General features: G+C 63.5%; 13 protein-coding genes. 5 read left to right on the top strand and 8 right to left on the bottom strand.

From position 1 onward, the window contains the following. Window positions 1-27: 27 nt before the first annotated feature. The 6 genes from ACIPZF_RS13055 to ACIPZF_RS13030 form a co-directional block, all read right to left on the bottom strand. Window positions 28-882 (bottom strand): alpha/beta hydrolase, encoded by an 855-nt coding sequence (locus tag ACIPZF_RS13055; protein ID WP_400799672.1) that lies wholly within the window; start codon window positions 880-882, stop codon window positions 28-30. Continuing rightward, window positions 879-1,667, bottom strand: a complete 789-nt coding sequence (locus tag ACIPZF_RS13050) for an alpha/beta fold hydrolase (RefSeq protein ID WP_400799670.1) — start codon at window positions 1,665-1,667, stop codon at window positions 879-881. Before ACIPZF_RS13050 ends, ACIPZF_RS13055 begins: the two co-directional genes overlap by 4 nt. A 92-nt stretch (window positions 1,668-1,759) precedes the next feature. Continuing rightward, window positions 1,760-2,146 carry a hypothetical protein gene (locus tag ACIPZF_RS13045; RefSeq protein WP_400799669.1) on the bottom strand — a complete coding sequence of 129 codons (387 nt, stop codon included), beginning with the start codon at window positions 2,144-2,146 and terminating at the stop codon, window positions 1,760-1,762. A gap of 100 nt (window positions 2,147-2,246) precedes the next feature. Then, complete coding sequence (sixA, locus tag ACIPZF_RS13040; protein WP_400799667.1) at window positions 2,247-2,705, bottom strand: phosphohistidine phosphatase SixA; 459 nt, start codon at window positions 2,703-2,705, stop codon at window positions 2,247-2,249. Continuing rightward, window positions 2,702-3,049: a DUF4389 domain-containing protein gene (locus ACIPZF_RS13035; RefSeq protein WP_400799664.1), complete on the bottom strand. Its 348-nt coding sequence runs from the start codon at window positions 3,047-3,049 to the stop codon at window positions 2,702-2,704. Before ACIPZF_RS13035 ends, sixA begins: the two co-directional genes overlap by 4 nt. Before the next feature lie 24 nt (window positions 3,050-3,073). Then, window positions 3,074-4,099 (bottom strand): NAD(P)H-dependent glycerol-3-phosphate dehydrogenase, encoded by a 1,026-nt coding sequence (locus tag ACIPZF_RS13030; protein ID WP_400799662.1) that lies wholly within the window; start codon window positions 4,097-4,099, stop codon window positions 3,074-3,076. Window positions 4,100-4,214: 115 nt separating this feature from the next. On the opposite strand from ACIPZF_RS13030, the gene ACIPZF_RS13025 reads away from it, so the two are divergent. The 5 genes from ACIPZF_RS13025 (at window position 4,215) to fabB (ending at window position 11,126) form a co-directional block, all read left to right on the top strand. Further along, entirely contained in the window at window positions 4,215-6,362 is a 2,148-nt protein-coding gene (locus ACIPZF_RS13025) for a TonB-dependent receptor plug domain-containing protein (protein ID WP_400799659.1), read from the top strand. Further along, window positions 6,362-7,252: an ABC transporter substrate-binding protein gene (locus tag ACIPZF_RS13020; protein WP_400799657.1), complete on the top strand. Its 891-nt coding sequence runs from the start codon at window positions 6,362-6,364 to the stop codon at window positions 7,250-7,252. Before ACIPZF_RS13025 ends, ACIPZF_RS13020 begins: the two co-directional genes overlap by 1 nt. After that, window positions 7,249-9,180: an ATP-binding protein gene (locus ACIPZF_RS13015; protein WP_400799655.1), complete on the top strand. Its 1,932-nt coding sequence runs from the start codon at window positions 7,249-7,251 to the stop codon at window positions 9,178-9,180. Before ACIPZF_RS13020 ends, ACIPZF_RS13015 begins: the two co-directional genes overlap by 4 nt. Window positions 9,181-9,381: 201 nt before the next feature. Then, complete coding sequence (gene fabA, locus ACIPZF_RS13010) at window positions 9,382-9,897, top strand: 3-hydroxyacyl-[acyl-carrier-protein] dehydratase FabA (RefSeq protein WP_012315334.1); 516 nt, start codon at window positions 9,382-9,384, stop codon at window positions 9,895-9,897. A gap of 11 nt (window positions 9,898-9,908) precedes the next feature. Continuing rightward, window positions 9,909-11,126 carry a beta-ketoacyl-ACP synthase I gene (gene fabB / locus ACIPZF_RS13005; RefSeq protein WP_400799653.1) on the top strand — a complete coding sequence of 406 codons (1,218 nt, stop codon included), beginning with the start codon at window positions 9,909-9,911 and terminating at the stop codon, window positions 11,124-11,126. Between the two features lie 59 nt (window positions 11,127-11,185). On the opposite strand, the gene prpD is transcribed toward fabB, so the two are convergent. Both prpD and prpF read right to left on the bottom strand, forming a co-directional pair. Continuing rightward, entirely contained in the window at window positions 11,186-12,670 is a 1,485-nt protein-coding gene (prpD, locus tag ACIPZF_RS13000; RefSeq protein ID WP_400799651.1) for a 2-methylcitrate dehydratase, read from the bottom strand. A gap of 141 nt (window positions 12,671-12,811) precedes the next feature. Continuing rightward, window positions 12,812-14,002, bottom strand: a complete 1,191-nt coding sequence (prpF, locus tag ACIPZF_RS12995) for a 2-methylaconitate cis-trans isomerase PrpF (protein ID WP_400799649.1) — start codon at window positions 14,000-14,002, stop codon at window positions 12,812-12,814. Window positions 14,003-14,006: the final 4 nt, after the last annotated feature.

Genomic DNA, 14,006 nt, shown 5'->3' with positions numbered 1-14,006 from the left:
CAAGCCTCGACACTTGTCCAGTCCAAGTCAAGCAAAGGCAAAGAAGCTATTGATACAGTCTGCGACAAGGGCCGCGCCCTGCTCATCGTTCAGGTGCAAGTGATGGCCGCCAGGCAGTACCGTCTGCTGGAAGGTTAGTTGCTGCAGCAGTTCGGTGTGCCGCGCCAGCATGCCATCGGCCGCCACCACCAGGCAGGCCGGGCAACTCACCCGGCGCACGTAGGCCATGGCCTGGGCTTGGGAAAGGCGCACCGGTGATGGCAGGGTCAGGCGGCTGTCGCTGCGCCAACTGTAGCCGCCGGGCACTGGCATCAGCCCGCGCTGGGCGAGGAGCTCGGCGGCGTCACGGCTGACCGCGACCATGCCCTTCATGCGCGCCTGCACGCCTTCTTCCAGAGTTTTGTAGACTGTCTTGCGCTTGCCATCCAGGCGCAACTGCGCCTGTAGCGCCACCCCCAAGCGTTCACCGGCATCTTCCTCGGCGCCGGTCGGAGGAATCACCCCGTCGATCAGTACCAGGTGGCTGACTCTATCTGGCAAAGCGCTGGCCAGTTGCACGGAAATGATCGCCCCCAACGAATGCCCCAACAACGCGAACCGCTGCCAACCCAGCTGCCCGGCAACCCGAAGCACATCGTGGGCATAGTCGGCCAGTGCGTAACTGGCGCCCGCAGGGCGATGGTCCGAGTAACCGTGCCCAGCCAGGTCGAGGGCGACGATGCGCAGGCCTTTCAATTGCGGCGCCAGGCGGGCGAAGCTGTTGGCATTGTCCAGCCAGCCGTGCAGGGCTACCACCGGCAGCCCGTCCTCGGGGCCGAACAAATGGGCAGCCAGCTCGATATGACCCAGGCTCAGGCGAATCTCCTCGACGTGCGCGCTCATGCCTGGCTCCAGCGGTCGAACAGGCCCTTGATCAGGCTGGCAGTGTCGGTGGGCCGCTCCAGCGGGAACATGTGCCCACCCGGCACGCTGTGGTATTCGCCCCTGGGCATGCCACGCACGGCCAGGGTGTGATGGCGACGGATCACATTGCTGCGGTCACCGCGCACCATGGCCAATGGCACCTGAAGCTGGCGTGCCGGCGCAGGGCTGGCATGCGGGATGCTGCGGTAAATACTGATTTCGGTGGCCGGGTCGAAGCGCAGGCGCAGGCCCTGCTCGGCGTCTTCCAGGCCGTGTTCTACATAAGCCTGCAGGCAGTCGGGATCAAAATGCCGGAACAGGCTTTTACTGGCGAAGTAGTCGCGCGCACTCTCGCGGTCGGCGAAGGCTTCGCGCCGGCCCAGGGTACGCCCTGCCGGGGTGATGCGGTCGATGAAGCCGAAACGCTTGGCGGTGCGCAGCAGCCATTGATCGGCACGGGTCAGCACCGGTGAGTCGAGCATGACCACGCCTAAGTAGTACTCGGGGCAACGCAAGGCGGCATGCAGATGCAGGACGCCACCCAGGGAGTGGCCGACGCCCCACACTGGCGCATCCTGCTGGGCCAGGTGGTGAAGAAGTTCATCGACCAGATTCTGCCAATTTTCGTTCACCGGAAAGCGCGGGTCGTGAGCGTGCTGGGGCAGGTGCTGCACCTGGTAGTCCGGCGCCAGGGCAGCGAACAGCTTGCCGTAGGTGGCAGACGGGAAGCCGTTGGCATGGGCGAAGAAGATCTGCTGCGACATGGCGCCGGGTCCGGAGGGGGATGATGGCCCATTGTCAGCGCTGACAGTCCGCGCGGCAACGTCCGGATAGGTCATGGGCAAGGGCGATCAGGTCATGCCTGCTTATCGAAACTGGCCAGCGAGCGGCGCAAACAGGCCTGCATGTAGGCCTGCTGACCTTCCAGCGCCTCACGCGCCAAGCGCTGGTCATGATAATCGAGCTCCAGTCTACGCAGCGCCAGGCAACTGGTCTGCAAGAGGTGGGAAACGCGCAGGCAGGCATCCTGCAGGTTACGCAACTCGTCCTCTACATGCTGATAGCTTGGAGTGTTCCGCCGGTTCAGATGGCGGATGTTACCCAGCAGATAATGAAACTTGGCGTCGACAGAGTCGCGCAATACGCTGTACTGGGCGTAATCCAGCACCTCACCACCCTGCACTTTATCCAGCGCTGGCTGCAGGTCCAGCGAGCGTAGCAACTCCGGTATAAGCCCAATCATTCGACACTCCCTGCCAGGTTCATCCGCTTGTCATTACGGTGCAACGCTAGCAATGGAACCAAAGGGCCGACAACCGACAAAAATGCCAGTTGCCAATCACTCAAGGCGCATGATGCAAACAAAGCAGACTCATCATCCCCGCCAGGGGCCAACCCCCTTGCAGTTCCGCCAGGCTGGCAGTGCTCATCGGTGCGGGCTGCTGGACATGCCCATGCTCCAGCATGCCGACCAACGAACCCACCAGCGGCTGGTGGCTCACCAACAGCACATGCTCCAGCCCAAGCCGCTCGATTTCACCGATTACCTGCTGCACATTACTTTCGGGCGTCAGCCAGGGAACGGTGCGCACCGTCTCAGAAAAGCCCAAGGTGTCATGCACCAGTGCCGCCGTTTGCTGAGCGCGTACATAAGGGCTGGCGATGATAGCCTGCAATGGCTGACCGAGCAGATGCGCCGCACTGTGCAGCACCTGTTCGCGTCCATGGGCCGTCAGGCGTCGTTCGGCGTCGGTATTGGCGCGTGGCTCCGCCTCACCATGGCGCAACACCCACAGCTTCACAGCTTGGGCTCCTCGTCACGTACCGGGTGCGGCGCCGGGGCCAGGGCATGCGGCGCTTCGCCTTCCGGGGCACGCGGTGCCGGCCAGTCGGCGAACGGCCACGGTTTGGTGTCGGTGTGGAACGTGCCAAAGCGACCGATCTGTGCCAGGTACTGACTAAGGCTGTCGCCGAAATTCATCAGGCTGGCGCTCGGTGCGCCGTAGATCAGGCGGTAGACAAGCTGCACCAGCACCAGGCCGCCGAGCAGCAGCTCGGCCAGCTGCCAGACCACCAGGAACACCAGCATCCACAGCACCCGCAGGATGATCGACTCACGCTGGGCGTGCTCGGGGGTATCGTTCATGTATCGCTCCTTGCTCGGTGCGGCTCAGTTGAAACCGCTGGTGGAAATGAAGTCGACGTCAGTCTTGGGCTCAGCGCGCATCAGGCGCTCGATCACCTGGTTCAGCGTACGCCCTTCGAACAAGATGGCATGCAGGCCGGCCACCAGTGGCATGTAGACCTGCACTTCTTCGGCCTTGGCCTTGAGCACCTTGAGGGTATTGACCCCTTCGGCCACCTCGCCCAGGCGGTTGACCGCCTGCTCCAGGCTCAGGCCCTGGCCCAGAGCGTGGCCGACCTGGTAATTTCGGCTTTTCGGCGAGGAGCAGGTGACGATCAGGTCGCCGACACCGGCCAGGCCGAGGAACGTCATCGGGTTGGCGCCCTGGCTCACGGCAAAGCGAGTCATTTCGGCCAGCGCGCGGGTGATCAGCATGCTCTTGGTGTTCTCGCCCATGCCCAGTGCCACGGCCATACCGGCGATGATCGCATAGACGTTCTTCAGCGCCCCACCCAGCTCGACGCCGAAGCGGTCGCTACTGGCATAGACCCGGAAGGTGCTGCCGTGCAAAACGGCCTGCACACGCTGGCAAAGGTCTTCATCTTCGCTGGCGACCACGGTGGCGGTCAGCGCATGTTCGGCAATCTCGCGGGCCAGATTGGGTCCGGACAGCACACCAATGCGCGCCTCGGGCGCGATCTCTTCGAGAATCTGGCTCATCAGCTTGAAGCTTTGCGCTTCGATGCCCTTGGTCAGGCTGACCAGGCATTTGCCGCTCAGCAGGTCGGCATGTGGGGCCAGCACGCTGCGCAGCGCGCTGGACGGCAATGCGACAAACACCAGGTCGCTGGACTGCAAGGTGGCCAGCAAGTCATTGACCGGCTCGACACCGTCATGCAGGCGGATGCCCTTGAGGTAGCGCGGGTTCTCGCGATTGACACGCATCGCCTCGGCCTGCTCGGGGTCGCGCATCCACTGGCGTACCGGCACCCCGTTCTGCGCCAGCAAGTTGGCCACGGCGGTGCCGAAGCTGCCGCCGCCCAGAACTGCAACAGGTTGCTGTTCAGTCATAATCAATCCGTTAAAGCCATAAGTTAAGTGGCGACCGGGCCATTATACGGCGCGCTTGCGACAGAACCAGTGTCCGTGCCGCAGATCACTGGCAAAACCTTCGCGGTCAGTTAACATGCCTGTCTCAACTCTGATACAAGGCCGTATCGTGTTCCCTGGCACGCCCCCCTACCCTCGTCTGCTGCTATTGACCGCACTACTCGGTGGCCCGGCCCTGGCCGACGACCTGTTCATCGACAACACCGACCTGCCGCAGGTTCTGACCGCCACCCGGCTGAAACAATCCCCGGCGGCCGTGCCAGGCAGCATGACCGTGCTCGACAGCGCGCTGATCCGCGCCAGCGGCGCACGCGATATCCCCGAGCTGCTGCGCCTGGTGCCAGGCATGATGATCGGTTACGGCGCTGGCAATCAGCCGACCGTCAACTACCACGGCACCAACGTCAACGAGGCGCGGCGCATGCAGGTGCTGATCGACGGCCGCTCGGTGTACCGCGCGGGCCTGGCGACGGTGGACTGGAGCGACATTCCGGTGGCGCTGGAGGATATCGAGCGCATCGAGGTGTTCCGCGGCCCGAACACCGTCAGCTATGGCGCCAACGCGCTGATGGCGGTGGTCAACATCCTCACCCGCAACCCGGCAGACAGCCATGGCACGCGCATGAAGCTGACCCGTGGCCAGGACGGCATCGATGACTACTACCTCAGCCACGGCCTCGGCTGGGAGGGGGGTGACCTGCGCCTGTCGGTGTCGGGCCAGAAGGATGACGGCTTCGATGAGAATCAGTACGGCCAGGACTACCGCGACAGCCGTCGTCTGAACCGCTTCAATCTCAGCGTCAGCCACACCCTGGCGCTGAACCAGACCCTGGAATGGCAGCTGGCGGCCAAGGAAGGTAGCAACCAGCGGCCCTACACCTACCAGCCCGTATTCCCCTTCGTGACCACAAGTGGCGACAATGCCGACGTCAATGCCAAGGATTACGCAGGCTCGGTGCGCTGGAACATCGATTTCAACCCGGAGCACAGCCTTTATGTGCAGGGCTCGGCCCAGCACTTCGACCGCCAGCAGGTGTGGCGCGCCTGTGACGCGGCGCTGTCGTTCAGCCCTGAATTGACCCAGCTGTGGCAGATGAACCCTAACTTTGCCGAGCAGGTCGCGCGCGGGGCCAACAATCCGCCCAGCAGCAGCAACCCCAAAGAACAGGCGCTGGTCGATGCGATCAAGCAGCAGTGGAACTCCCAGGGCGGCAGCAGCGTGGTCTGCGGCGACGTCGACCAGAGCACCCGGGAAACCCGCTACGACCTGGAGATCCAGGACACCCTGAGCCTGACCGACAGCCTGCGTCTGCTCAGCGGCATGAACTACCGCTACGATCGCGCCGACTCGCAGACCTACTTCGACGGCAGCCTCGACGACCAGACCTGGCGCCTGTTCGGCCAGCTGGAGTGGCGCGCCGACGAACACTGGATCGTGCAGGGGGGTGCGATGTTCGAAGACTCGCAACTGTCCGGCAGCTCGCTGACCCCGCGCATGGCGGTGAACTACCTGATCACCCCCCGCCACGGTTTGCGCGCCGTGTATTCCGAAGCGGTGCGCTCGCCGGACATGTTCGAGAACAACGTCAACTGGAGCTATACGGTCAAGAACCTGACCCCTCCTGCATTCGGCCAACGAAACGCCGAATATTTCGTCAAGACCCGCGGACCGGGCGATCTCGACCAGGAGCGCATGCGCTCGCGCGAAGTGGGCTATAACGGCCAGTTCAGCGACTTCGACCTGAACATGGATGTGAAGCTGTTCTACGATGAGATCACCGGAATGATCAGCGAACCCTTGAAAAACAACCAGTATATTGCCAGTAACGCGAACAAGGCTCGGTTCAGCGGCAGTGAGGTGCAGCTGGATTGGCGTCCGACCCGGCGTGACCGCCTGCGTTTCACCTACGCCTACGTCGATGCCTGGGCCAGCAACCGTGCCGACAGTACCAACACGGCGCGCAACAGCGGCTCGGCGGGCTGGATGCGCGAATGGGGCGAGGGATGGTCCAGTGCGCTGTTCTACTATGGCGACAGTGCGCTCAACCAGTACCGTTTCGAACGCCTCGACCTGCGTCTGGCCAAACGCTTCCGTATCCAGGGTAGAAACCTGGAACTGGCCGCGTTATGGCAGCAGCGCCTGGACGACGAGCCCATCACAGCCGCCCAGAACCGTTACGACAGCCGACATCGCCTGAGCGTGAGCGCGGAGCTGGAGTTCTGATGGCCCGACTGCTGCGCCTGCTGCTGTTCTGCCTCTGCCCATTGGGATCGCTGTCCGCCAGCGAGATCCTGCTGGTCAGCGGCGAAGACCAGCCAGGCATTCGCAGCTTCGTCACGGCCCTGGAAAGCCGTCGAGGTCACGACCAGGTACGGTTTCAGGCCGTCAGCGAACTGCCCCGCCCCGGCCAGCTCAAAGCGAGCGTACGCCTGGTGCTGCTGGACGGCGCCGCGCTGGAGTGGCGCCTGAGCGAAACCAATGGGCCGCCAGCGCTGGCCATGCGCATCAGCCGCGTACAGGCCGAGCAACGCCTGGGAAAGTCGCGCCCGGCCTACCTGACCCTGCTGTGGAGCGACCCGCCGCTGGCCCGGCAACTGCGTCTGGCCCGCTATCTGCTGCCACAGGCCCAGCGCATCGGTGTGCTGTATGGCGAAAACAGCCACTTCCTGCTCGATGAGCTGCGCCAGGCGGCTCGCCCGCTGGGGCTTGAAGTCATTGCCCAGGACTGGCCGGACCAGCGCGACAGCCGTCCTCTGCAACACGTGCTGGGAAACAGCGATGTGCTGCTGGGCCTGGATGATCCCGACCTGTACAACTCCAAGACGGCGAAAAACCTGCTGCTCAGCAGCTATGGCCGGCAGATGGCACTGATCGGTCCCAACGCCGGCTTCGTTCGCGCCGGCGCCCTGGCCAGCACCTACAGCGACCAGGACGACTGGCTGGCGGTGCTCGACCAACTGCTTGACCAGCCACCGGCGAGCTGGCCGCGCAGCCTGTACCCCGCGCGCTTCGGGGTCAGCGGCAACCAGCAGGTGGCACGCGCCCTGGGCCTTGAAGCTATCGATCCGAACGCCGTCGCCAAGGCCTTGGCCGAAGGAGAACCCACCCCATGAGAAAACGCCTGAGTTGGGACATCCACACCCGCACGCAGATCATCAGCCTTGGCCCCGCGCTGTTGCTGACCCTGCTGCTGATCAGCTTTTTCACCTTCGTACGCATCCAGGACTTGCGCCAGGAGCTCAACCACACCGGGCAATTGATCGCCAACCAATTGGCCCCGGCCTCCGAATATGGGGTGATCTCGGGCAACAATGAGGTGCTCGAAGGCCTGATGCGTGCCACATTGAGCATCCCCCATGTACGGTTCCTGGAGGTACAGGACAGCCGCAACCATATTCTGGTGTATGTCGAGCAACCCGGCGAGAGTGCCAACCGTGCACAGCGCGTCGAGGTATTCCAGGCGCCCATTCGCCTGCAGCAGATCCGTCTGGACAGCGACTTTCTGCAGCAGGGCAAGGCCCCGCCACCATCGATTGGCGACGACTACCTCGGGCGCGTGATCGTCGGCATGTCGGACGACGCCTTCAGCCAGCGCCAGCAGGAAATCGTGATCAAGGCCGGCATCCTGGCCCTGTTCGCCCTGCTGTTCACCTTCCTCCTCGCCCGCCGCCTGGCGCTGAGCCTGGCCAAGCCGATCAGCGACATGGGCCACGCGGTCAAGGCCATCCAGCAGGGCGAATACAATGCACCGTTGCCGGTGGTCGATGACAGCGAACTGGGGCACCTGGCACGCCATATCAACAACCTCGCCAGCGCCCTGGAACAGGCCAGTGCCGAACAGAAGCAAGCCATGGCCCAGTTGATCCAGGCCCGCGAGGAGGCCGAGCAGGCCAACGGCGCCAAATCGGAATTTCTGGCGATGATGAGCCATGAGCTGCGCACACCCATGAATGGCGTGCTGGGCATGCTGCAATTACTGGAAACCACCCCGCTGACCAGCGAACAGGCCGAGTACACGGCAGTGGCCAGCGAGTCCACCGGGCACTTGCTCAAGGTGATCAACGACATTCTTGATTTCTCGCGCATCGAACGCACCACCCTGCAGCTGGAACACATCGACTTCAACCTCGGCGAGCTGATCGCCAGCAGCGTCCAGTCGTTCCAGCACAGCGCGCAGCAGCGTGGCCTGGAACTGCACGTGCAACTGCCAGCCGCCAGCCAGCAGGCGCACGTGGTCGGCGACCCGACACGCATTCGCCAGATCCTGCTCAACCTGATTGGCAATGCCTTGAAGTTCACCGAACGCGGCCAGGTCCAGGTCGAGGCCCGCTGGCAGGTCCTCGACCGCCAGACGCTGTGGTTTACCTGCAGCGTGCGCGACACCGGCATCGGCATCGACAGCGAGCGCCTGGAAATGATGTTCGTCGCCTTCCAACAGGCCGACAGCTCGATCTCGCGGCGCTACGGGGGTACCGGCCTGGGCTTGTCCATTGCGCGCACCCTGGCAGAACGCATGGGCGGCAAGTTGCGTGGCGAAAGCCGCGAAGGGTTGGGCTCGACCTTCACTCTGGAGATGCCACTGGCACTGGCCAGCAGCGTACCGGCGCAAATAGCCGGCAACCCGCCGACCCAAGCCCCCCTGGCGGAAGGTGAACGCATCCTGCTGGTCGAGGACAACCCGGTCAATCAAAGCGTCATCGAAGCCATGCTGCGCAGCCTGGGGCTGGAGGTCAGTGTGGCCCATGATGGCATCCAGGCGGTGGATCAAGTCAGCCATCATTACTTTGCCGCCATTCTGATGGACTGCCGCCTGCCACAGGTGGATGGCTATGAAGCCACGCGGCGCATCCGCCTGCTGCCCAACGGCGGCCAGCTACCGATCATCGCCTTGACCGCCAATGCCCTGCAGGGCGACCGAGAGCGCTGCCTGGCCGCCGGCATGAACGATTACCTGAGCAAACCCTTCCGCCGCACCGACTTGCAGCGGGTATTGCAGCGCTGGCTACCTGGCCGGACAGCCGCGACTGGCGATAAATGCTAAAGTGCGGCAGTCTTAAAGACTGGACAGGTCCTTCTTCGGACCTGAAAATAGACGTTTCAGTGCACACCTGTACTTCTTTCGCCAGGTGCGCTGTGACTTTCACCACAACGCAATAGTCTACCTGTAGGCTGCCACCCGGAGAGATGCCGGGTTGGCCGGGAAGATTCATCCCCTGCCACAGGGGGTTATTGAGGAGCTCGCATGACCAAACAACACGCCTTTACTCGGGAAGACCTGCTGCGCTGCAGTCGCGGTGAGCTGTTCGGCCCAGGTAATGCGCAACTGCCCGCGCCGAACATGCTGATGGTCGATCGCATCACCCATATCAGCGAAGAAGGCGGCAAGTACGGCAAAGGTGAATTGGTCGCCGAGCTGGATATCACCCCGGACCTGTGGTTCTTCGCCTGCCACTTCGAAGGCGACCCGGTGATGCCGGGCTGCCTGGGCCTCGACGCCATGTGGCAGCTGGTGGGCTTCTTCCTCGGCTGGCAAGGTCTGCCAGGCCGTGGCCGCGCCCTGGGTTCGGGCGAAGTGAAATTCTTCGGCCAGGTATTGCCTACCGCCAAGAAAGTCACCTACAACATTCACATCAAGCGCGTCCTCAAGGGCAAGCTGAACATGGCCATCGCCGATGGCTCGGTCAGCGTTGACGGCCGCGAGATCTACACGGCCGAAGCCTTGCGGGTCGGCGTGTTCACCTCCACTGACAATTTCTAAGGGTTATTCGCATGCGCCGCGTCGTTATCACTGGTCTGGGCATCGTATCGTGCCTGGGCAATGACAAAGCTACCGTCACCGAAAACCTGCGCAACAGCCGTCCGGGTATCCGTTACAACCCGGAATACAAGGAACAGGGGCTGCGTAGCCAGGTTTCCGGCTCCATCGACCTCAACCTCGAAGAACTGATCGACCGCAAGGTCTACCGCTTCGTTGGCCACGCTGCGGCCTACGCCTACCTGGCGATGCAGGACGCGATCAAGGACGCCGGCCTGAGCGAAGAGCAGGTTTCCAACCCGCGTACCGGCCTGGTGGCTGGCTCCGGCGGCGCCTCGACCCTGAACCAGATGGAAGCGCTGGACACCCTGCGCGAGAAAGGCGTCAAGCGCGTCGGCCCGTACCGCGTCACCCGTACCATGGGCAGCACCGTGTCGGCGTGCCTGGCCACCCCGTTCAAGATCAAGGGCATCAACTACTCGATCTCGTCGGCCTGCGCCACCTCCGCGCACTGCATCGGCACCGCGCTGGAGCAGATCCAGTGGGGCAAGCAGGACATCGTCTTCGCCGGTGGCGGTGAAGAAGAGCACTGGAGCCAGTCGTTCCTGTTCGATGCCATGGGCGCCCTGTCGACCAAGCGCAACGAAACCCCGGAACTGGCCTCGCGCGCCTATGACGCCGACCGTGATGGCTTCGTCATCGCCGGCGGCGGCGGCATGGTGGTGGTCGAGGAACTGGAACACGCCCTGGCCCGTGGCGCCAAGATCTACGCCGAAATCGTCGGCTACGGCGCGACGTCCGACGGCTACGACATGGTCGCCCCAAGCGGCGAAGGCGCCATCCGCTGCATGCAGCAGGCGCTGTCCACCGTCGATACGCCAATCGACTACCTGAACACCCACGGCACCTCGACCCCGGTCGGTGACGTTGCGGAAATGAAAGGTGTGCGCGAAGTGTTCGGCGCCAACGCACCGAAGATCAGCTCGACCAAGAGCCTGTCGGGCCACTCGCTGGGCGCCGCTGGCGTGCACGAGGCGATCTACTGCCTGCTGATGATGGAAAACGACTTCATCGCCGGCTCCGCCAACATCGACGAGCTGGATCCGGAAGTTGCGGACCTGCCGATCGTGCGCAAGACCGAAGACGCCAAGCTCACCACCGTGATGAGCAACAGCTTCGGCTTTGGCGGCACCAACGCCACCCTGGTGCTCAAGCGCTGGGAAGGCAAGTAAGGCCCTGCAGCGACACTGAAAACGCCCCGACTGGTTCGGGGCGTTTTTTTTGGCATGACTTAAATCACGAACAAGTCCACGAATCGGTGCACCGCCGTGCGCTCAAGCCGCTGCTGATCTTGGCACAGCTCAAAAATTTCCCTGCAGCGCTGGCGCGAAAACCGCGTTGCCAGGTTGTCCCTGAACTTCGCCTCAAGTAACGCAATCCCCTCCCCGCGCCGACGTCGGTGCCCGACCGGATACTCCACCACCACCTGCTCGGTGGCGCTGCCATCCTTGAAGAACACCTGCAGGCCATTGGCGATCGAGCGCTTGTCCGCCTCCAGGTATTCGCGCGTGAAGCGCGGATCCTCGACCACCTCCATCTTCTCGCGCAGGCGATCGATGCTCGGATGGGCCGCATGAAAGGCATCTTCGTAATGCTCGGCCACCAAATGGCCGAAAATCAGCGGCACCGCCACCATGTACTGCAGGCAATGATCACGGTCGGCGGCATTGGCCAGGGGGCCTACCTTGGAGATGATGCGGATTGCCGATTCCTGGGTAGTGATGACGATACGGTCGACTTCATGCAGGCGGTTGCGCACCTGCGGGTGCAGGGTCACCGCCGCCTCGCAGGCCGTCTGGGCATGAAATTCGGCCGGGAAGCTGACCTTGAACAGTACGTTCTCCATCACGTAGCTGGCCAAAGGCTGCGCCAGGCTGAGCGCCTGCTGGGCGGAGGGTTTGAGCGCCAGGTCCTTGTTGGTATGGCTGAACGAAACGTCGTAAAAGCCCCACTGCGGCGCGGTCAGCACGCCGGGCACACCCATCTCGCCACGCAGCGCAATATCGGCCAGGCGCACACCTCGGCTGGACGCATCGCCGGCAGCCCAGGACTTGCGCGAGCCGGCGTTCGGCGCATGGCGATAGGTTCGCAGCGCCTGGCCATCGACGAAGGCATGGGACAAGGCCGAGAGCAGTTGTTCGCGATTGGCGCCCATCAGCTTGGCACAGACCGCCGTGGAGGCGACCTTGACCAATATCACGTGATCGAGCCCAACACGGTTGAAGGAGTTTTCCAGTGCCAGCACACCTTGAATCTCGTGCGCCATGATCATGGCCTCGAGCACTTCGCGCATCAGCAAGGGGGCTTCACCTCTGGCCACCTGCTTTTGCGACAGGTGATCAGCCACCGCCAGAATGCCGCCCAGGTTATCCGAGGGGTGGGCCCACTCGGCGGCCAGCCAGGTGTCGTTGTAATCCAGCCAACGTACCGTGCAGCCGATGTCCCAGGCCGCCTTGACCGGATCGAGGCGGTAGCTGGTGCCGGGTACGCGGGCACCATTGGGCACCACGGTGCCCTCCACCAGTGGGCCGAGGTGCTTGGTGCATTCAGGGAAGCGCAGGGCCAGGAGGCCACAGCCTAGGGTATCCATCAGGCAATTGCGCGCGGTGTCAAAAGCCTCCGGTGACTCGACCCGGTAGGTGAGGACATAGTCGGCGAGGGTTTGCAGCACCCCGTCGTAGTCGGGGCGCTCGTTCAGGTCCACGTTGGCGCTCATAGTCAGCTCCTGTGCATGGGGCTGCTTTGCAGCCCTTCGCGGGGCAAGCCCGCTCTCACAGTTATCGACTGTGGGAGCGGGCTTGCCCCGCGAAGGGCCGCAACGCGGCCCCGTCAACGAAAGCCCAGCGCCGGTGGTGCATCAGAAGCTATCGCCAGGCACCCTCACCCAGCCTTCCATCAGCACGCGAGCACTGCGGCTCATGATTGCCTTGGTTACCGTCCATTGGCCATTTGTCTGGATGGCCTCAGCCCCAACCCGCAAGGTGCCAGATGGATGGCCGAAACGCACGGCACTGCGCTCACCCCCGCCTGCGGCGAGGTTGACCAGGGTGCCCGGAATGGCGGCAGCGGTACCGATGGCCACCGCAGCGGTACCCATCATCGCGTGGTGCAGCTTGCCCATGGACAATGCACGCACCAGCAGGTCGATGTCGGCCGCCGCGACCGCCTTGCCACTGGACGCAGTGTAGGTGCTCGGCGGCGCAACGAAGGCCACCTTCGGCGTGTGCTGACGCCCGGCAGCCTGGTCGACATGCTCGATCAGGCCCATGCGCACGGCGCCGTAGGCGCGAATGGTCTCGAATCGCGCCAGCGCCTGGGCATCGCCGTTGATGGCGTCCTGCAGCTCGCTGCCGGTGTAGCCGATATCGGCGGCATTGACGAAAATGGTCGGGATACCCGCATTGATCAACGTGGCCTTGAATGTGCCGATACCGGGCACCTCCAGGTCGTCCACCAGATTGCCGGTGGGGAACATCGCCCCGCCCCCGCCATCCTCATCGGCGGCCGGATCGAGAAACTCGAGCTGCACTTCAGCGGCGGGGAATGTCACCCCATCGAGCTCGAAGTCGCCCGTCTCCTGAACCTCGCCCTCGGTGATCGGCACATGGGCGATGATAGTCTTGCCGATATTGGCCTGCCAGATGCGCACAGTGGCCACGCCGTTGCGCGGAATACGCGAAGGCTCGACCAGGCCGCTGCTGATGGCGAACGAGCCGACGGCAGCGGACAGGTTGCCGCAGTTGCCGCTCCAGTCGACGAAGGCCTTGTCGATGGCGACCTGGCCAAACAGATAGTCGACATCGTGATCGGGCTTGCTGCCGGGCGACAGGATCACCGTCTTGCTGGTGCTCGACGTCGCGCCGCCCATGCCGTCGATCTGCTTGGCATAGGGGTCGGGGCTGCCGATCACCCGCAGCAGCAAGGCGTCGCGGACCGGGCCAGGCACCCGAGCCGCCGGCGGCAAATCCTGCAAACGGAAAAACACGCCTTTGCTGGTACCGCCACGCATATACGTGGCGGGAATTCTGACTTGTGCTGCATGTGCCATGGTC

The organism is Pseudomonas sp. NPDC089752 (assembly GCF_044748725.1).
In the GTDB taxonomy this organism is placed as follows: domain Bacteria; phylum Pseudomonadota; class Gammaproteobacteria; order Pseudomonadales; family Pseudomonadaceae; genus Aquipseudomonas.
This window is presented reverse-complemented; position numbering and strand designations above follow the sequence as displayed.

What these genes read in the sequence shown, in the direction of transcription:
- fabA (WP_012315334.1), top strand. Translation starts at nt 9,382, where the DNA reads ATGACCAAACAACACGCCTTTACTCGGGAAGACCTGCTGCGCTGCAGT.
- fabB (WP_400799653.1), top strand. Translation starts at nt 9,909, where the DNA reads ATGCGCCGCGTCGTTATCACTGGTCTGGGCATCGTATCGTGCCTGGGC.
- ACIPZF_RS13055 (WP_400799672.1), bottom strand. Translation starts at nt 882, where the DNA reads ATGAGCGCGCACGTCGAGGAGATTCGCCTGAGCCTGGGTCATATCGAG.
- ACIPZF_RS13050 (WP_400799670.1), bottom strand. Translation starts at nt 1,667, where the DNA reads ATGTCGCAGCAGATCTTCTTCGCCCATGCCAACGGCTTCCCGTCTGCC.
- prpD (WP_400799651.1), bottom strand. Translation starts at nt 12,670, where the DNA reads ATGAGCGCCAACGTGGACCTGAACGAGCGCCCCGACTACGACGGGGTG.
- ACIPZF_RS13020 (WP_400799657.1), top strand. Translation starts at nt 6,362, where the DNA reads ATGGCCCGACTGCTGCGCCTGCTGCTGTTCTGCCTCTGCCCATTGGGA.
- ACIPZF_RS13025 (WP_400799659.1), top strand. Translation starts at nt 4,215, where the DNA reads ATGCCTGTCTCAACTCTGATACAAGGCCGTATCGTGTTCCCTGGCACG.
- prpF (WP_400799649.1), bottom strand. Translation starts at nt 14,002, where the DNA reads ATGGCACATGCAGCACAAGTCAGAATTCCCGCCACGTATATGCGTGGC.
- ACIPZF_RS13030 (WP_400799662.1), bottom strand. Translation starts at nt 4,099, where the DNA reads ATGACTGAACAGCAACCTGTTGCAGTTCTGGGCGGCGGCAGCTTCGGC.
- ACIPZF_RS13035 (WP_400799664.1), bottom strand. Translation starts at nt 3,049, where the DNA reads ATGAACGATACCCCCGAGCACGCCCAGCGTGAGTCGATCATCCTGCGG.
- ACIPZF_RS13045 (WP_400799669.1), bottom strand. Translation starts at nt 2,146, where the DNA reads ATGATTGGGCTTATACCGGAGTTGCTACGCTCGCTGGACCTGCAGCCA.
- ACIPZF_RS13015 (WP_400799655.1), top strand. Translation starts at nt 7,249, where the DNA reads ATGAGAAAACGCCTGAGTTGGGACATCCACACCCGCACGCAGATCATC.